This is a genomic window from Campylobacter sp. RM16188 (assembly GCF_012978795.1).
Lineage (GTDB): Bacteria > Campylobacterota > Campylobacteria > Campylobacterales > Campylobacteraceae > Campylobacter_A > Campylobacter_A canis.
Genome location: NZ_LIWQ01000004.1, coordinates 13,158 through 31,926 on the forward strand (window position 1 = coordinate 13,158; position 18,769 = coordinate 31,926).

Annotated in this window: 13 protein-coding genes; 7 read left to right on the forward strand and 6 right to left on the reverse strand. The window is 32.9% G+C overall.

The window, feature by feature from the left end; genetic code table 11:
- The first annotated feature begins 15 nt into the window (after positions 1-15).
- Genes CDOM16188_RS03040 through CDOM16188_RS03050 form a run of 3 tightly spaced genes read left to right on the forward strand, consistent with a single transcriptional unit; the run spans position 16 to position 2,512 of the window.
- Positions 16-1,059, forward strand: coding sequence for a hypothetical protein (locus tag CDOM16188_RS03040; protein ID WP_172198575.1), 1,044 nt, complete (start codon positions 16-18; stop codon positions 1,057-1,059).
- Between the two features lie 53 nt (positions 1,060-1,112).
- The gene (locus tag CDOM16188_RS03045; protein WP_172198578.1) at positions 1,113-1,967 is read left to right on the forward strand and encodes a hypothetical protein; all 855 of its coding nucleotides are present in this window, start codon (positions 1,113-1,115) and stop codon (positions 1,965-1,967) included.
- A complete protein-coding gene (locus CDOM16188_RS03050; protein WP_172198581.1) occupies positions 1,952-2,512 on the forward strand; it encodes a cysteine peptidase family C39 domain-containing protein in 561 nt (186 codons plus the stop codon). The genes CDOM16188_RS03045 and CDOM16188_RS03050 overlap by 16 nt, the downstream gene beginning before the upstream one ends.
- Before the next feature lie 199 nt (positions 2,513-2,711).
- Here the strand turns inward: CDOM16188_RS03050 and CDOM16188_RS03055 are convergent, their stop codons facing one another.
- The 4 genes from CDOM16188_RS03055 to CDOM16188_RS03070 form a co-directional block, all read right to left on the reverse strand.
- A complete protein-coding gene (locus tag CDOM16188_RS03055) occupies positions 2,712-3,500 on the reverse strand; it encodes a zeta toxin family protein (RefSeq protein ID WP_172198584.1) in 789 nt (262 codons plus the stop codon).
- 1 nt (position 3,501) lies between these two features.
- Positions 3,502-3,699 (reverse strand): hypothetical protein, encoded by a 198-nt coding sequence (locus CDOM16188_RS03060; protein WP_172198587.1) that lies wholly within the window; start codon positions 3,697-3,699, stop codon positions 3,502-3,504.
- Between the two features lie 333 nt (positions 3,700-4,032).
- Positions 4,033-4,392, reverse strand: coding sequence for a hypothetical protein (locus CDOM16188_RS03065; RefSeq protein ID WP_172198590.1), 360 nt, complete (start codon positions 4,390-4,392; stop codon positions 4,033-4,035).
- On the reverse strand, positions 4,389-5,063 hold the full coding sequence (locus CDOM16188_RS03070; protein ID WP_172198593.1) for a hypothetical protein: 675 nt from the start codon (positions 5,061-5,063) through the stop codon (positions 4,389-4,391). The genes CDOM16188_RS03065 and CDOM16188_RS03070 overlap by 4 nt, the downstream gene beginning before the upstream one ends.
- Before the next feature lie 133 nt (positions 5,064-5,196).
- On the opposite strand from CDOM16188_RS03070, the gene CDOM16188_RS03075 reads away from it, so the two are divergent.
- Both CDOM16188_RS03075 and CDOM16188_RS03080 read left to right on the forward strand, forming a co-directional pair.
- Complete coding sequence (locus CDOM16188_RS03075; RefSeq protein ID WP_172198596.1) at positions 5,197-5,550, forward strand: type II toxin-antitoxin system HicB family antitoxin; 354 nt, start codon at positions 5,197-5,199, stop codon at positions 5,548-5,550.
- A 9-nt stretch (positions 5,551-5,559) separates the two neighbouring features.
- Positions 5,560-6,492 carry a tyrosine-type recombinase/integrase gene (locus CDOM16188_RS03080; protein ID WP_172198611.1) on the forward strand — a complete coding sequence of 311 codons (933 nt, stop codon included), beginning with the start codon at positions 5,560-5,562 and terminating at the stop codon, positions 6,490-6,492.
- A 204-nt stretch (positions 6,493-6,696) separates the two neighbouring features.
- Here CDOM16188_RS03080 and CDOM16188_RS03085 read toward each other — a convergent pair whose 3' ends face one another.
- Both CDOM16188_RS03085 and CDOM16188_RS03090 read right to left on the reverse strand, forming a co-directional pair.
- Entirely contained in the window at positions 6,697-7,188 is a 492-nt protein-coding gene (locus CDOM16188_RS03085; protein ID WP_172198614.1) for a hypothetical protein, read from the reverse strand.
- 305 nt (positions 7,189-7,493) lie between these two features.
- Complete coding sequence (locus CDOM16188_RS03090) at positions 7,494-9,638, reverse strand: UvrD-helicase domain-containing protein (protein ID WP_172198617.1); 2,145 nt, start codon at positions 9,636-9,638, stop codon at positions 7,494-7,496.
- Between the two features lie 161 nt (positions 9,639-9,799).
- Between CDOM16188_RS03090 and CDOM16188_RS03095 the strand changes: the two genes are divergently transcribed.
- A complete protein-coding gene (locus CDOM16188_RS03095; protein ID WP_172198619.1) occupies positions 9,800-17,335 on the forward strand; it encodes a hypothetical protein in 7,536 nt (2,511 codons plus the stop codon).
- A complete protein-coding gene (locus CDOM16188_RS03100; RefSeq protein WP_172198621.1) occupies positions 17,336-18,763 on the forward strand; it encodes an ATP-binding protein in 1,428 nt (475 codons plus the stop codon). It abuts the gene before it with no gap.
- Positions 18,764-18,769 lie beyond the last annotated feature (6 nt).

Genomic DNA, 18,769 nt, shown 5'->3' on the forward strand with positions numbered 1-18,769 from the left:
AGAAAGGTTTAAGCTATGATAACTTCAAATTTAAACTACTCTCGTCAAATTTTAACTGCGCAGAACTCGGCTATATCTCCATTAAATTCAGTAGCGACCAAATCTACTGATTTAAATTTCGATTCCGCACTAGCAGCCAAAGAGAACAGCTCAAGCATTTATACTAATTTTACAAAATTTGGCTTTAAGGCTGACGATAAAGGATTTCTTGAACCTGATTTTAATCAAGCGGCAGGCATACCAAAGGCTGTTAAAATTCACGTAAAGACACTTGAACAAATAAGCCAATATGCTAATAAAACAAATTCGGGATATAGTCCCGTTGAAGCTATCTCAAAAGCTTGGAATTTCTTTAGCAAGCTTGTTAGGAATCCCGATTACTTAAGCGGAGAGAAGCTACTTGGTATAGCCGATTTAAAGACTATGCCAATGTCATATAATTCAACGGGTTCAATACTAGGAGATTTAATAGATGTGCAATATACACCAGAAGAACATTTATTAGCTTGCAAAGAGAACGATATAACGGGACTAACGCAAGGAGAGTTAGATAACGGATATACGGCTGTAAATTTTGCCGGCTTACCGTCTTACTCTGATTCAAATACGGATTTACGTTCGATTAAAAAGATAAAAGACGATAATAAGACGACTATGGGCGATGCTTTCGGCGATGAACCAAGCCATCAAGTATCAATAGCTCAGATGTTCGCTCACTTTATTAGAACGGATACTTTTGAGTGGGATTATGACGGAAATAGAACCCAAAGAGTTAAAGCATATTATGATTTCTTAAAGAGCGGTAAGAGTATTCAAGACTTTTTAGGAGCAGATAGATTAGCAAATCTAAGAGCCGAATATACTAAAGAGGTTAGTTTGGAGAATATGGACTTAGCCAATAAGATGTTTGATGAGCTTTTAGAGAGTTTAAACAAATCAAACAGAGAGTTTTACCAAAAACATCAAGCTTTAATAGACAACTATGACTTCACCAAGACATTTGAGAAAAAAGCTAAAGTAGAATTTCCGATAGGTAGAAGCTTAAATTTAAACATATAAAATTTAAATAATGTATAATACTATATTAAATTTTCACAAAAAGGATTTTAAAATTGAAGAAGATATTTCTAGCGGCTATTTTTTTATTCATACAATCCTTGTTGGCATCGGACGCTATAACTCTTGACTCTATCTTTCAAAACCAAAAAGGATTAAGAAGTATTACCTCTCTTAGAACATTATCTAGCGATAACTCTTACGCTTTTGATATATATCCTAATGTATCTATAAACAATGAAGGAAGGTTTTGGAGAGATGTAAAAATATTGTCGTTGCAACAGACTTTTTTATATGACTTTACACAAAATTTCGATGCTTTGATAGCTATAAATGGTAGCAAAAAGCGCAGAGAGTATTTTAGCATCCCGGACTTATATGCACACGATGATTCAACAGACCTTGATTCTGTTTGGGTGGGAGGAACTTATGCGTTTGATACAATAGGGCTTTTTAAACCTTATTTAACACTTCAAGTAGCAGCTTTAAAGAAAAATAGATACTTGGGAGTAAGTAAGAATTCCTCTTTAAAATCATTCTCAGCCAAAGCTAGCTTTAGGAATTTCTCCGACCCTGTAATATCCTCTATATATTTTGGCTCAACAATTAATCTGGATGAAACTATTGGAGGCTATAAAATTAACAATGGCAATACATTCTCCGCAGGATTTGATTTTTCGATTATATTAAATCCAAAATTTTCGCTTGAATTAGGATTTGCACAAATTTATCAAACAAAAACAAAAATAAATAACAAAAGAGGGTCTGAAACATCTATGATTTCAAACGTGGATATAGGGGCTACATACTCGCTTAGCACCAAAACATCTCTATCGGTATCAGGGTCGATTGGTGGCACTTCTAAGTCCCCAGACTCTTCATTGACTATTTCGTTGTGGCAAAAATTCTAATTTTTTTGTTTTTTATCTCTTGTCTAACGGCGCAAGATGAAGCATTTAAAGTAAAGTCTTTCAAAGAAATAAGAACCAAAGATACTATTTTGCAAGGATATGAAGAATCTTGCGGTGCATCCGCATTAGCGACTATTATGAATTTTTACGGGAACAGCTATACGGAAGAAGATATTATAGATGCTATTAGAAAGACCGATATGCTAAATTTCAATGAGATGGCAAATATTGCTAGAAGAATGAATTTTGAAGCCGGCGGATTTAAAATAGATAAGGATATTTTCAATAATCTTGAAATCCCCGTAATAGCTAGAGTAGATAACAGAGAGAACTATGCTCATTTTGTTGTAGTTCAAAATCACAATGGGGATTTTGTAAGCGTATTTGACCCGAATTCGGGCTATTATATCCAATCAAAAAAAGATTTTTTTGATTTATGGGTCGAGGAAGACAACGGTTATATTTTAATTGTGAAACCGGTAAAATCCGATAAGCTTCCAAATATTAACCTTAATATCCCAAACAGAAATTTATTTATCAAGTAAAGTTTATTGAAGGCATATTATTATTTAAAATAAATTATTAATCAAAACTTTATATTTGTATTGCTATAATCCTAAAATATAGCGGTTAGGGCAGTAACCTTCCATTATAAGGTCTTTGGCAACCCCCTAACATTTTATAAGCTCAAGCGATTATAAAAAATCGACTTGAGCTTCTCTTAAATTTAAAAATATATTGGTATTACGGTTTAAATCTTGGACGGCAGGAAGTATTATTTTCATTAGTATTCTGCAAATTTTCTTTGATTTCTAAAATATTATGTATCATTTTCTTGTTTTTAATAATATTTTCTAGTTCGTTTTGAGTAGTGCATTCTAAAATTTTATTTACTAAATCTTGGCTATAAATATCTTTCTTGCTAGAAAATAAATCAATCAATTCACCGTTAAAATCTCTTATGAAAATTTCTAGCTTATCGGCTAGTTTGCTCTGTAAAACTTCATCTATATTTTGTGCTATTTTAGAAATAACCAAATCGTGATGTGCTTTTGGTGTATGCCTTTTAAATTTTATAGCCTTTTCGTATCTCTCTACACAACTAGCCCAACTTAATTCTTGGCTTGTAAGCAAAATATTAACGCTAGTTTGATAGTTATTTTCTTTTAATAGTTTTAACGTTTTTATAGGAGTTGTAGCCGTTCTAAAAGTGCCTTCAACAACTAAATTAAAACGATTTTTTATCGCTCTTTTTAGCATATATTCTGTTGCTTCTGCTATAAAATTCGATGTTTTATCCTGTGAAGTTTTATCGTTTTGAATTTGAAATTCGTGATAATGAGGATGATATTTTCTAAACTCGTCCGCATTAATAACTAAAATATTGTAACTGCTAGCATCTTGTATTTTTTCAGTAAGTTTAGATTTACCTGCGCCGGGCTGTCCTCCCAATACATAGCCGATAGGATTTAGCTGCGTTGTGATATTGCTATCAATAGTTTTATGCCAAATCCATTCTAGCAGCTCATTCATACTATTTTTCTCTTGCTTTTTCGATTTTTTCAATAAATTTTAAAGTTCCTTTAAAATCAATAAGCTCTTCGCTTGTTCTATATAGAAAATTTCGTAGTTTTTTACATTTTTTTATTGTTTCTTCATCCTCTATTTTGCAAATCGCCATCACGTAAGCGTTCTCTTCTATCAAAATATCTTTTTCTGCGATAGTTGCCATATTAGCTTTCCTCTTTTTAGGCTTTATTGCTTTTAGCCTCTTTGTTTTTATATTTGATTATATCAAGAGCTTGCTTTATGTAAGGTTCATATTTTTAAACCAATTCTTCATTGAGCTCAACGAAGGGCATCATAATCCTTAGCTCAAAGGCTTGGTAGCTTAATATTCCATTTGTTACCACTATAAAAATTTATAAAACCCAAATAAATCTTCTTGCTCTCTATTACATAAAATAAGCTTTGCCGATACAAAAAAATTTACTGCAAATTTTATAATTACTGCCTTGCTCTCTGGTTATTGCTTAGAAATCAACCCATATCTTGATTGCTAATCTCACTCTGCTTTTGCCATTATTTGACTAAATTGTATGCCTTTAAACTGAATTTCGCCTAAAGGCTCATAGCCTTGTGTGATTGCATAGTTGATATAAAATTCTAGCCCTTTTATTGTGGGGCAAGAAAAAGATATGTATTGTTTGCCTTCTGAGATTTTTTGTTTGGCAAATTTTTCAAGCTCATCTCTCTTGTCTATATTTTTATCGCCAAAATCAATCTCGGAGTCCTTTTCAAGCACTTGCACGTAATAGTCTTTTAAAACGCTTAGTCCTCCGGCAAGAGAATAGCCGTCTTTTATTAAATCATTAACTGCATTTTCAAGCTTACTTAGGTGGTAGTCATATAGTATTTTTATCATTTTTCAGCCTCTTTCTTTTTGTATTTAATTATACTGAGAACATCTTTGAGGTAAGGCTCATATTTTTTAACTAATTCTTCATTTAGCTCAAGCAAATCGAATAATTTAAACGATATTTTTGCATCCGACAATATCTTTTTAGCAGGAATTTCTCCGGACAAAAGGGTATCATAGTCTTTGGCTGAAAGGCTTAGTAGTTTGATATGCCATTTATTGCTACTATAAAATTTATAAAGTCCAAATAAGTCCTCTTGTTCCCTATGCTCCATAAAATAATCTTCGCCGATACAAAAATCTACTACAAATTTTTTATAAGTATCGCCTCGCTCTTTGGCTATTATTTTTGTATGTCTTTGTTCGTCATTGCTTTCTATTATAAAAAAGGCTTCATACTGCTCAGAATTCTCTATAAGTTGTTTTATGCTGCAATTAATAGTGTCCATCTTAAACGGAGCAACATTATCATCAAAGAAATACTCAAGACAAACATTAAATTTCTTAGCAAATTTTTCTAAAAATTTAAAATCTGGCGCAGAGCTGCCCTCAAGATAACTTTCAAGTTCATCAAAGCCGTTAAGTTCTAATTCTCTGGCTGCTTTCATCACATTTAAATCAAGAGCATCCAAGATGTTTTGTATTTTGTTTGCAACTTCTTTTCTGGTTTTACTCATTCTTTACTCCTTGTTTTTAAAATTTAAAATATTATATCATACTTTATATAATAATAATAGTAATATTATAAATAATATATACTTTATATGATATTATGATATAATCGCTTTAAAACAAATAGAAAGGTCTGCAATGAACAAAAGTAGAGAGTATTATCTCTCTTTGCCATACGAAATAACCATTAAAACAAACTCCGAAAAAACATCTTTTAAGGCTAACTACAAAGAATATCCTAAAGTTAAAGGGGTAGGGCATAGTGAGATAGAAGCCATAAAGGATTTAAAGAGTGTTTTTGCAAATTTTGTCGATAAATGCTTGCAAGACAAAATTTTAATAAAAGAGCCAAAGGCTGAAGAGGAAAAAGAGCGAATAAGCATATTAATACGCAAAAGCACAATTAAGAAAATCAAAGGCAAAACAAACAACAGGTCTGCTTGGCTTGACAAAGCTGCTGCCTATATAATAGAAAACAACATAGAGCTTTAGGAGCAAGATATGAAGCTAATTACCGGGACACTTGACGATGATATTTTAAGATGGCAAAAGGTATTTATATCAAACTTAGAAGGGTTAAATTTTTCAAAAAACACAATCTCAACTTATAGGCAGCAAATAAACACTTTTTATGATTACTGCGTTGAAATCGCAGATAGTGTTACCCTAAAAAATATCAAGCAGATGCACTTATCCGGGTTTTTTGCGTGGCTTGAGAATACGCTAAAGCCCAAAAATGCTACTAAAGCAGGGTATGCAAGAACACTAAGAAGCTTTTTTAAATTTATCTCAAAAAACAACGATGACTTGGCTGATTTTGACTATCTGTTTGACGGCTTTAAACTGAAGTTGAAAAAGGGCGAAAAAAAGAAAGTAAATTTTATGGATTCCTCTGAAAGAGAAAGAATTTTAGCTTTTTTAGAAGACAAAATAATAAAAAAGGGTAATTTTTCAAGTTATAGAAACTCTTTACTTACAAAGCTTTTGCTACTTGCTGGGCTAAGAGTATCAGAAGCATTAGAACTAAAACTATCTGACTTTTCTCTTGGCAAAGACGGCTTTTATGAGATTGAAATAATTGCTAAAGGTGGCGAAGCACAAACAGCATATATAGAAGAGTATGCCATCAAGGAAGAGATTGAATATATTAGAAAATTTATAAATTTCGATGATGATATATTCGTAAGCAGCCGCAATATAAAACTCAAAAGGCAAAATGTAAATTCAATGCTAAATAGCGTTTATAAAAAATGCCACATTAATAAGACAGGCTGCCACATACTTAGGCACTCTTTAGCTATGAATATGCTTGAAAAAAACACTAGCTTAGGGGTAATCCAAAAAGTCTTAAGACACAAAAGAATAGAAACTACTATGGTATATGCGGATGCAACACCAGAGATGGTAAAAGAGGCTTTGAAAATTAATAATTAAACGGCAAGGTTTTAACCCTTACCGTTCCAAGAAAGGTAACATCATAAATTTTTGTTAAAGGAGCAATTTGTCCGGAGGCAAAAAGAGGTAGGCATATAGCCTACCCAACAAAACAAATCTCGTCCCGAAAAGGACTTGTTTATTATAACACAAAAATTTTATTTATAAAATACAATATTTTTAGTTGGCTCTTTTTTTACTCTTTTAACTCAACATACCCAAAAAACTAAACATAGAAGCTCCGTCTGCGGAACTCTTTGCCGCATCTATCCTCTCTTTTAGTTCATTTAGGTCGTTGCTGCTAATGCCCGCTGAGATGCCGCCTATTTCTGCACAAAATTCTAAATATTTGTCTATTCTAAAATTTTCAAAAGAGATATAAGAAATTAACATTAAACCCTTTGGAGTTAGAGCAAAATAATCATCCTCATCCGCTTTTCGCAAAGACAAATCGACCCTTGAAACTAAATTTGACTTAACTAAAAAATTAAGACATAGCAATATGTTCTTCTCTATGTTGTCGTTGTGAATATTGTATTCTTTGTTATCAAAAGAGGAAAATTCCTTATCTATCTTTTTAAAATAGATGTCTTTAATATCATCTAAAAAGCCTTTGTCAATTTTTAAGATTTTCTCTTTATAAAACTGACTGAGCAAAACTTGCAAAATATCCTCTTCAGCTATTTTAAAAAACATATCAATTCCTTTAAAAAAAGTTATTGTATTTTACTACTTTTTAAAAAAATATCAATAGAGAATAACTATTATTCATTACAAATAAATCTTTTATTTTTGTATAAAAAAAGACACTCCCTTGTCCTTGTGAATATTTTGCTTTTTGAGGTAATTGTTTGTGCGCAGTTAAATCTATTTTACCTCTTAAGTTATTATTTTTTAATATGGGATGCCCTTATTTTTTGGTAAGGGCATAAGACAAAAATATTAAAAAAGGAGGTATATGCTACCTTTAATGGCACAGCAAATTATATCATATTATCTTTTTAGAACTTGAATTTGGACAAATCAATAGAAGGCGGCTTTGGAAGAGGTCGGTCATCTTCATTCTCAAAATTTATTGCTAAATTTTGCTTCATTTGAACGCTCTCTTTCCTAGCTGTCGCAGGCTTATCTTTCCAAAAATCTTGATTCACAAAAATATCTTCGCTCGGACTTGTGTTATTGATATAAAAATATCTAGCCATATTTTTACCGCCAGAGCTTTCATAAAAAGCAAGTTTATACTTCGCTCTGGTCGCTGCCGTGTGTAAGGTATATACTTCTGCTTTGGATATGCTAGGGTTCTTGTTTTTTATTAAATAGTCATCACCCAAAATCACGGTCGCATACTCTTTCCCTTTAGACTGATGAACATTGGTAATTATGACACTAGCCGAATTCTTTGCTCTTGAGTGCAAATATTTCGCCAAAAAAGTTTCATTATAGTCTGCTAGATAGCTGCAATCCGGGCTGCTCTTTAGTATTTCGACTATCTTTTCGTTTTTTATCGCATCACCAATGCTTAAAAATTCCCAATCAAAATCAGAATTTTGCCTTTGAGCTTCACACTTAATCTTATGCTTTATAGTTTCGTTTTCTATTACGGCAAAGATGTTTTTCTTGTAAATGTCTTTCATCCCTTTTTTGATTTCCGGGTCAAGAACTATATCTTTTGGAGTAAATTTGCTTTTGGGATAATCTTTTTCTATAAGCTCTGTAACTTTGTTCCTTATTCTATCTAGCAGGTCTATGCAACCGCTGTTTGTCCTAAAAATAATAGCCGTATTCTTTTTGTTTTTTGCCTTTGTATCTACTTGCTTGTCAAAATTTTCTATTAAAAACCTTGCTAATGCTGTATCGTCTAGGGCTTCTGGCTGAATCTCGTCATTAATATTTGGATTGCCTACTAGCCTATCTTTTGGGCGGTAACTCTTTGATATAAGCTCTCCGAATGCTGCTATATTTGAACCGTATCTAAAGCTTTTTGTGAGTGTAAAATCTTTAAAAAATGGATTATCCGGGTTTTCTGCCCTATTTTGGTCTGCCCACTCAAAAATATTATATGAACCATTAAATTCATAGATGGATTGCTTTGGGTCGCCGGTCGCCACAAAATACTTATTCTTAAGCATCTCGTCTTGCTTTGCCATATTCATATACTTATACACCAAATTAAAAATCATCTCATCTGCATCTTGGGCTTCATCAATAGCGATTAAATCATATTTTGCAAATATCTTTTTTAAAAAATCATCGGATTTCATACCAAATTCATAAATTCTTTTGTAATAATAGCTATGTGAAATTTCAACCTTTTTATCCCTTATTCCTTCGTCAAGAGCCTTGTTAATTTCTATTGCAAAAAAAGCTTCAGGGCTTATATTCTTATAATCTGAAAAGGCAAGCAGTCTTTTAAAATTTCTATAAGGCACTAAAGGACTTTGCTCTAAGTCTATGCCAGAGGCTTGAAATGCGGCTGCGGCTTTATCCAAATCACAAATTGTATGCCCGCTCTTTAAATAGCTTCCCAAAAAAAGCTCTACATCATTAAAAATAGCGGACGAATAGGCTTGCATTGCTTTAATTGTAGCCTCTTTGTTTTCGTCAAATTTTATCAAGCCGTGTTTGTATAAATTGTTTGTGAGTATTCTTGAAATTTGGAATATATCCTTTTTGTTCAAAGAGCCTTTTGCATAATTTATCGTTACTTCATCTAGGCTTTGTATTCCTATTCTGTCTTTTAGAGCAATTAACATATTGTCGTTACTTTTTAAAAAAGAGTGATAGGTCATTGCATCGACAATTTCGCCCAAATTTATCTCTTGAGCCAAACTAATCGGTATGTCAATATGTTTGATTATTGATTTAAAATAATCAGCCATAGCCCTATTAAATACCAAATAAAGAGCGTTTTTTCTTCGGGAAAGTCCGTAACTGAAGTCTATGTTATCATTCTCATCTACATAGAAATTTCTCAAACCGTAATCGCTTGTTCCGTAATATGTTTTCAACATTCCTATACAGGTGGTTGTTTTTCCTACGCCACTACCAGCTTCTATGAGGATGCAAGGCTTGGAATTATAAAGCTTATTGACTTCTTGCATAATACCAAGCTGCTCATCGGTAAAGCTCATTTCGCTTCCAGCCATACTATTTCCTTTTTTTTCAAAAAATTATAACAAAAAGCTTAAGAAAAAAATAGAAAAAAAATAAAAAATGCAAATTTTCCTTACTTTTTTATTTTTTTTGATACAATAAAAAGCATAATTTACTATAATATGGCATAGAAAAAACAAATAAAGGGTTTTCCGTGAGTGAGATGAATATTTTTAAAACAAAGAGCGTTTTTTATATGCCTAAAAACACTTCAAACAAAATAATGGATGACTTGAATAGCTTTTTTTCAGGCTCAATAGAGTTTAAAAAAGCGGAATTTAATATTATCTATGATGTAAATAAAGAGTCGTTTTTTTGCAAGGCGGACATAGCCCAAAAAGCTATTGAAGTAGGCAATGTGGAAATAGAGTTTGGCAGTGATAGCGTTCCTGCTCTTGTAAAAAGAGAAAAAAACAACGAAAAACCCCTATCGCTTTTGCTTTCGCCCAGAGAAACGCTTTTTACTATCGAAGAACCATCTCTCAGGCATTACGCGATAAAAATCTTAGATTATCTGAGTGAAAAACACAAAATTTCTGCCGATTTTTGTTATTTTTATCGTGATATTAGCAATATGTATTTCGAGGATGGCTTCCTCTCAACAGCAATAAACCCGAAGATAATAATCAAGGACACAAACACAAATCAAACAGTTAAAGAGGTTGTTTTTAGCGGAAGGCTTGGCGACTTTTTTTTAAAAGATGGGGATTTAAAGTATTTAAACAAAGCAATCGACTTGCAACAAGAACTAAGAATAAAAACAAATCTTTTAAATAGGCTTTTTAGAAACGATTTTGAGCAAGTCTTAAAAGAACAATATGAATTTTTCCGCTCAACAGAAATTCCAAAAGAAAAATACACACACTCTTTTTTCTATGAGATAAAAACCGCAAGTATAGCAGACAAAAAAGGTATAGATGTGGTTCTTAAAGAAAACGCAGCAAAAATCTCTTATTTTAGCAGTATTTTTTCGATGGAAAATCAAAATTTAAAACAATATCTTTTTGAAGATAATATTGTTTCGGCTCTTGATTCAAGATATAAAGCTATGTTTGAGCTTTACAATCTCTATCCAGACAGCTCGCCTACGCTAAGTTCATATATGCAATATTTTAGAAATTATGACAAAGCGATGGTTGCAAGCGAGATGGCTAAAAAAACAGAGCTTGGAATTTTTATTGAAAACATTATGGACTCTCAACAAAATAACGAAATTATGATACCGCAAGGGGTAAATTTTAAAGAGGAAAGCTTTAATGACTTTTTAGTTAATCCTTATGTTATAAAACAAAAACTCTCTATTTTTGCCCCTACGACAGAAGAGATTAAGCTTACCAAATTAAATGATATCGAGCTGGTTACTTCTCAAATAAAACTTGCCGACCATCACAAGCTATATGGTGAATATTCCGCTTGCGCAAAAGACAATAGGGCAAAAATTTATCTTGATATATCAAAAGAATCAATCAGTGATAGCGATGCCAAAAAATTGCTTGAAGATATATCGTTTGGGTATGTAGTAACAAAGATGGATTTTGAAACTAAGTATTCATCAATAAAAATAGATGATGGCAAAAAGCTTATTTTTGTAAGAAATTTAAGCTTTGGAGAGGATGAACCAGCAGACAAGCCTTTTGAAAATTTAAATACTCTTATGGCATCTTGTAAGGAGAGTTTTTTAAGAGAATTTATATCAGGGGCGACAATAAGTTCTAAAAAAGATTTTGAATACATAGTAGAAAACAGCAGCAGAAAAGATAGTGTAATATCATTTCTTAGTAAAAAATCAACAAAGCCAGTTCCGACAATATTGGAAATAGCTGCTGAAACAAAGCCAATAAGCAGTATCCCGACAAGTCATACTGTTACTATCGTAAATCAAAATAAGGCTGGAAATCTTGAAAGAGGTAACACCTCTGAAGAGGCTGAATTAAATAGATTAAGATTAAGAGAGATATATCAAAAAGCAGGCTACAACATAGAAGAGCCTGAAAAAAATCCGCCTATAATAAGCTCCGCCTTTTCATCTGACGGAAGTGAAAAAAGCATTGGCTATCCTCTTAAAATAGATTTAAAAACTCAAAAATCCAAAGAGATATTTTTAGATGTATTGCTATCTGCCACTAAAAATTATGCCGAAAAAGCAAAATTGTCTGATTCTGACAGAATCCTCGTAGAAACTCAAATTAAAAATGTAATAGCCCACGAAGAAACATACTCTGCCGCAATACATACACCCTCTGTTGTAGATAGAGTTGAAGGCTCAAGTCTAAAAATTTTTCCTTTTGAATTTTTTGAAGCTTTGAATAAAGACGGAGAGCTTGTTTCTCACTTTAACATCCCGGCTGCTTATGTGTATGAAGATATGTTAAACAAAAACCTGATTGATATGTCGCCAAACAGGCTTCAAACGCCGCCACTCACAACAGAAAAAGGCTTTGAAATAGTGCAAAAAAACATTGCAAGCTATTCAAATTTTTTAGATTATATCACTCAGAACAAACCATACAATCCTCAAGAGATAGAAAGAAAAATATTACATCCTTTGTATTCGGCATCCAAAATAGCAAAGCTCGAACTGCCCGATGCTCTTAGATTTTTCTTAAGCCCTAAATGCAAAGAAGAGGCTTTAAGCCGTCTTGCCGTTTCGTTAATGAACATCAGCTCTGAATATGTTAATCATCAACTTGGGTATATAAAAATACCGGAGCTTGAAAAAGCGGTTTTTAATAGTAGCTTTAAAAAAATGAGCGTGCCGACACAATCTGATATTAGAACCGTAATACAAAGAATTATAACGGCGAAAAACAACAAAGAGCTGCAAGAGCTATATAAAGATTTACAAAACGTTGCGCCAAGCGATTATTATGAAAAGATTGAAGATAAAATTTTAAATTTTGCAAAAGGTAAAGAAGCAATATCTAAAGCAACTCATAATGTTGCCCTTTCTATGCTGTATAACTACAAAACCAAAACTGTTTCAATAGACGAAATCCAAAAAATAGAGTCAGGAATAAAGCTGCTTGAAGAAAAAGCTAAAGAAGTTTTATTAACAAATCCTGCAAACAAAAATAGCTTTTTGGATGTAGAGTTAAAGAATATAGAGCTTGATGACACCAATAATTGGCTTGAGCAGTCTGTAAATTCTTTAATATCCTCAAGACAGGACGCTACTATTAATGACTTGAAAAGCATAGCCGAAAGCAGCAAAAAAGAGGCTATTAAAAACGGCTTTTCTACCGTTCAAGAAAAGATGTTTAAGGCTAATGGACTAAGAAAGCATCAAGTCCTAGCAATTCTCTCAGCTACGGCAGAGCCGGCAAAAATCATTAATGTAAATTTTGTGCCAAGAGGCGGTAAAACACCGACAACATTTGGTTTGTTTTTAGCTCTTACTGAAGCTGGAAAGCCACAAGGCGAAGGAACATTCTATGTCCAAAACAAAAACTATCTGGATATAGCAAATCAAGCAATCAGGCACTTCCCAGAACATCTATTTGAGATGAATTTTGCTGATATGCCAAAAAAATCAAATATTATTAATGATTCTTTGCAAAAAAAATATATTGATAGAGAAGTTGTTTTTAATATCCCAAGAGTTTTAAAGAAATTTTTGTCTTTACAAAAAAGCTCAAAGAATAAAAAACCTGAATATGTTTTAAATAATAGTTTTGCATCCGATATTCTTAGTATTCAAGATTATGTTAATAAAAACAATAAAGGCAATATAGAAAAGCTATTTAACGATAATATAGACAAAAACCCATTCTATGCCTTATATAAAGATTTCAAAAAACACGAACAAAGCACTAGAGGACTTGGGATAGGGACAGATAACTCTTTTCAGTGGAAGCCCATTGCCACAATGACAATGTATATTAGCAGTATCGCTCAAGAAAACTACTTAAATTCGGCTGACTACGACAAAATAAAATCAGTATTGCTTGATAAATATGATTCCGTCTTAGAAGAATTAAGAAAATCAAGTAACCCATATCTGAGATTGACAATAGAATCAAAAAACAATATGAACAATACTTTGCCGTCTAAAGATGTTATATCTGAATATAGCCAGAAAAATCAGGATAACATTAAAAAAATAGACAATATAAAAATAGATACCTATGGAAAATCTATACAAACAACACCGTCTTTTGTTAGCATAGGTTCAAAAGCCACCAAAGAAGCGCAAGAAGAATTAGCTGAAATAATCGAAGCCAGCAACGCAAGAATAAATTTCATAAAAGACTCATCCCTTGAAAAAGCAGCCAAAGAAGGAAACATAATCTTGATGCCTGATTGGAAAAATAAGCAAGGGCTGTCTGTTCAGAATTATTTGTCAAAAGAATTTGGACGAATAGAATATTTATTAAAAACCGCCTACGAGAAAGAGATACACAGCTTTTTAAGCTCAGGCGGCATTTTATATGAAGAACAACATCTGTTAAATTTATACACCTCTTTTAATAAAAATGTTGCTAACATAGCTCGAAATATCAAAGACGAAATTCAATCGACATCCGGTTTGTCTGAAAGAAATCATAAAGATTTTATTTGCGAAATAAATGATATTTTGATTGATGGTAATAGCTCTAAAGGCTATATGCTACCTGTTGGTGATATTTTGCAAAAATATATCGCATCGACACCTAGCATAGTTAAAAATACTCTTGATATTTATTCACACCAAGTGGAAAATAGCGCAAAACTGCTATCTTTTGCAAACAGAAGTGAGATGGAATCCGCTCTTATAGAAAGATTAAACAACATAACCTCTTCTTTTGCACTTAATTTCAATAAAAACACTTTTATTAAGAGCTACTCAAAATTGTTTTACCCTCAAATTTCAGCAAAAACATCTGCCTACCAAAAAATGAGAACCTCTGATTTTGTTGAAAATGTAAAATTTGGCGCAAAGCCTATGAATATTAAAGAGCTTGAGCTAAGGTATATTCAAAAAGGAAGAACTCTCTTATTGCCGTCTAAAATAAACAATAGGACTAATGAAGGGGCTAAATTTTGTTTTGTTGATTTAGTAGGCGAAGAGCTTAGTCCGATAGAGGGAAGTAAATTTATTGCTACGCCGCTTAACGAATCTGAAATATCTGTTATGCTGAAAAAGAACTCTCAGGGGATTTTTATAACATCAGTCCATATCAAAGACACAGACAAGCCTATAAAATATAACTTAGGAGAAAACGCAAATTTAATTGATTTGGGAAGCACGTTTATTGCCTCAGTCAAAAAACAGGACAAACACCAAATCTCTGCTGTTGATGAAATACACAAAAACATAAACCCTACTACATCTTTGGGTGCTGGTTTAAAGAAAATAGAAGACTGCACAAAAACACTAATTAGTATTACAGGCACGCCCGTTAATACACTTCCTAATATAACATCAATAAGAGAGATTAAAAATGAAACAATCGGATGCTTTTTCTATCTGGCAAGCGTAGTTCCTGAATTTAATCAAATTTTTAAAAATCAAGTTCTAAGTAGATTGGATATAAAACGCAATAAAAAAGAAAAGGAAAGCAGCGGAGTTGATTTTTTTGGAATATGCGCAAAAGAGATACCAAATTTTATAAACCATACAGTGGAATATTTTTTGGCTCATCAGCCAAATTTAAATATTGATATAGATACCGGAAGCATTAAGAAAGAAGATGAAGAAGAGATAAAAAGTCTGCTTGGCAATTTTGACGGCATTGCAAACAAATTAATAAACGGAATCGTTGAAAACGTAAAAGATAATCATAGCGTGGGCGGGGCTATAAAAGAGAGCGACCTTCCTGCGATTGATTTGGCTAGCATAGAATTTTATCGTGATGCTTTGGGTGATGAGGCAGAGAAGGTTTTGCAAGCAAGAAAGCTAATGGACAACGCACAAGTTACCAGCGCAAACATAATAGATAAAAAAACCAGAGAAGATGCCGCTATGACTCTAAAAATGTCTAGCAATATAACCTATGACGTTAAAATAGATAGACCGACCAGCGGCATTAATAATAACATTACAGCATCTTTCTTGATGGCTGCAAAATATTTTTCATTAAATAAAATAAATGCCGTTGAACAGCTAGTCGATAGATGGGCTGATTTATTCTTGGATTCATTCTTGTATAGGGAAAATTTATCAGAGAAAGAAATCAGAGCGGTTAATGAAAATAGAAGAATGCTAAAAAACGCATTAACAAGTATTGGTTTTACTAAGAGCGTTACAGAAATCTTAAACTCTGAAAATAGCGATTCTGCTTCATCTCTAGTTGAAATCACAAAGGATATGATTAAAAACAATGGGGCTTCGACTCTTATAACGGGATATAAAGATGAAAAAATTATAAAAAAACTAGAAGCAAAGATAGAGATTGCCAAAAGCTTAATTATCCCTAACCTTCTTGAATATATCAATGGAACATACGGTGGCTGGGAAGATATTAGAAATCTGCCTACTGACCCGAATGATTTATGCTATATAGACAAAAATACAAATTTTAATATCTTATTTCCTAAAGATTCAGTTCCGCCAAGACATATTGCTGAATTAAGGATAAGACAGGATAAGAGCGGTTATATATCTTTAACAAATACCGCAGCAAAAGATATTGAACTTTACTTTTCTTTGCAGGCTACCTTTGGGGAGAGAGAAATGCAAAGCTTTTTCCCTAATGTTTCAAGTGCTATCATAGGTGATTTTGAACCATACAAAGAGAGAGTTTTGGCGGCTAACACCAAAAACTCGTATTATGCCTTTCATTGTTTGACAAACGAAAGCTTCAACAATGACTTGAAAGACGGCATCAAAAACGGCTATCACTTCCCTATTTTTACAGAACGTGTAGGCTCAAACCTCTTTGCATCTTTAGCCGCATTGGAATTTATGATGCAGCACCAGCAGAAACAAGGGAATTTAGAGTCTAAGTCCATTGTGGTATTGTGCAATAACAATAAAATTGCTAATATTTTAAACCAGATAGACAAAACATTTTTGCGCTTAAACTATAATATAGATTTTAGGACTATAATGGACACGAACGATTTGCAGACTGAAATTAATAAGTTACTTCAAATGGGGGTTTCTCCAAACGTTCTTGTTGCTGCACTAGAGCCTAGCGCGGAAGGATTTTCATTTTTTGGATTTGACCCGCAGGCTAGAATTTTATATCCTGACGGCTCAACAATTCAAAACAACTTCTTGACAACAATTCAATCAGTTTCAAGGGTTGATAATATGCCTTATAGGGATAAGGTCGCTAAGGAATTAGGTATTAAAAATATTCCTTTGCCTGTTGCAATATACAATCAGCTTATCAATATAGGCATAATCAAAGAAACGGCAAAAGAAACCAAGAAGTTGCTTTCAAGCGACAGTATGCACAACGCTTTGAATAAGATTTTTGAAGACGGCAAGATAGACAAGGTTCGTATGGACGGTTGCTTAGACCTGCTAAAATCGACAGGGGCTTTTGTTGATATTAAACCAAACCCGGCATCAGATAGAATTCCGTTCTTGTTTGGTGCTGTTGAAAAAAGTTTTACCCATAGCCCTTTTACAAGCAATATTGAGGCGGAAGTATCAAAAATTGCAGTATTTAAGCTACTAGACAGCAGATATTGCAAAACAAATTCTGCGCCTGAAGTAAAAATAGAAGAAAAGATAGAAGAAACAACAAAAAGGAAGGTATAAATGCTATATTTAAAGATAGAAGATGAATATTTCTTCTCAAAAGAAGGCAAAGATGAACTTTGCTCAAAATACAACACCAAGCAAGAGAATATCTGCTTTGCTAGAGATAAAGAAGTTATATTAAATGCTTTTGAAGACGGCTCAATTTCATATAAAATTTTTATAGCCCCTTACTTGCCCGAACTACTAGACCCTAAATTTAGTGAAATTTTTGATGTCATTAGGGTTGAAAACAAATTCGGTCTTTTGACTAAGCGTCAAAAAGAAGAGGGAATTACACCGATACAGGTATTAAAAGATAAGTTAAAAGCCAATGTTTATAATCCAACAGTTACTTTTGACGACTATATCATAGACAAAGATAGCCAAACTTTTAAGAGTATGATTAGTGCCTTAAGGCTAATTAAAACAAGAACAAATTTTGGCATTACATCTCGTGGCTATTTTCTTACTGGCGTTCCCGGAACAGGTAAAACCTTTTTTGCAAAATGTATTGCCGGCGAGTTAGATAGAAGCCTCATAGAGCTAAATTTAAGCTTTTTTATTAACAGCGATGATACTTTTGGGATGCTAAATAAATTCTTTGACTTCTTTAAATACACAGAAGGAAACTATGTTGTATTAATAGATGAGATAGAAAAAATGTTTAACGATAGCCCTAAAGCAAAACAGGTGCTTGGATATTTGCTAACTGTATTAAACGAATATCAAGATAAAAACAAAAAGAATAAGGCTGATGTCTTATTTATAGCAACAGCAAATAATGTTACGGAATTAGTCAAGAAAAACCCTGAGCTTTTCAGAAAGGGTAGATTTGACCTGAGTATATATCTGACAGCTCCGACAGAGAGCAAGGCGACAGATACTTTCGACCACTATATCAGCAAACATCAAGAGATATTTAAGGCTCAATCTCTGCCTATGGTTTTCTTTATGATAGCTGCCGACCCGGCTCATAAATTTTACAACTTTGCGAAAGAATCAAGGCTAGGAAAAATCATTGACAAGATAAAAGAAGATGCTCAGGCAATGGAAGTTATAAAATCTTATCCTTATATCCTAACTCCAGATAAAAACACAAACGAACAAAAGACAAAACTCTTTGAGCATATCAAAAAAAGCGACTATATGTGCAAGGTTATGGATGGACTTTTGGAGGAGTATAAATTTGAGCTTGATACCAACGAGCTTGTTTGTGTATGTTTTTCTGAGCATAGAGATAAGATGTTGGGGTCAAGAAGCGAATTCCCTTATGTGCCGGCTGAAATTGAGAGTATGATTTCAGAGCTTTTCTCAGAATATTACTTCGGTGAGAGCCAAAATTTTGATTTAAGAAGCTATGTTAGGGCAAATACACCTTTGCAAATTAGTATGTCTGAGGGTATATTGGCTATGAACGGAGCAACCGAGAATTTTACAAAAATGTAAAAGGAA

Excerpts from the sequence above, each read along its gene's own strand:
- CDOM16188_RS03040 (WP_172198575.1), top strand. The coding sequence starts at position 16 with ATGATAACTTCAAATTTAAACTACTCTCGTCAAATTTTAACTGCGCAG.
- CDOM16188_RS03055 (WP_172198584.1), bottom strand. The coding sequence starts at position 3,500 with ATGAATGAGCTGCTAGAATGGATTTGGCATAAAACTATTGATAGCAAT.
- CDOM16188_RS03060 (WP_172198587.1), bottom strand. The coding sequence starts at position 3,699 with ATGGCAACTATCGCAGAAAAAGATATTTTGATAGAAGAGAACGCTTAC.
- CDOM16188_RS03065 (WP_172198590.1), bottom strand. The coding sequence starts at position 4,392 with ATGATAAAAATACTATATGACTACCACCTAAGTAAGCTTGAAAATGCA.
- CDOM16188_RS03070 (WP_172198593.1), bottom strand. The coding sequence starts at position 5,063 with ATGAGTAAAACCAGAAAAGAAGTTGCAAACAAAATACAAAACATCTTG.
- CDOM16188_RS03075 (WP_172198596.1), top strand. The coding sequence starts at position 5,197 with ATGAACAAAAGTAGAGAGTATTATCTCTCTTTGCCATACGAAATAACC.
- CDOM16188_RS03080 (WP_172198611.1), top strand. The coding sequence starts at position 5,560 with ATGAAGCTAATTACCGGGACACTTGACGATGATATTTTAAGATGGCAA.
- CDOM16188_RS03085 (WP_172198614.1), bottom strand. The coding sequence starts at position 7,188 with ATGTTTTTTAAAATAGCTGAAGAGGATATTTTGCAAGTTTTGCTCAGT.
- CDOM16188_RS03090 (WP_172198617.1), bottom strand. The coding sequence starts at position 9,638 with ATGGCTGGAAGCGAAATGAGCTTTACCGATGAGCAGCTTGGTATTATG.
- CDOM16188_RS03100 (WP_172198621.1), top strand. The coding sequence starts at position 17,336 with ATGCTATATTTAAAGATAGAAGATGAATATTTCTTCTCAAAAGAAGGC.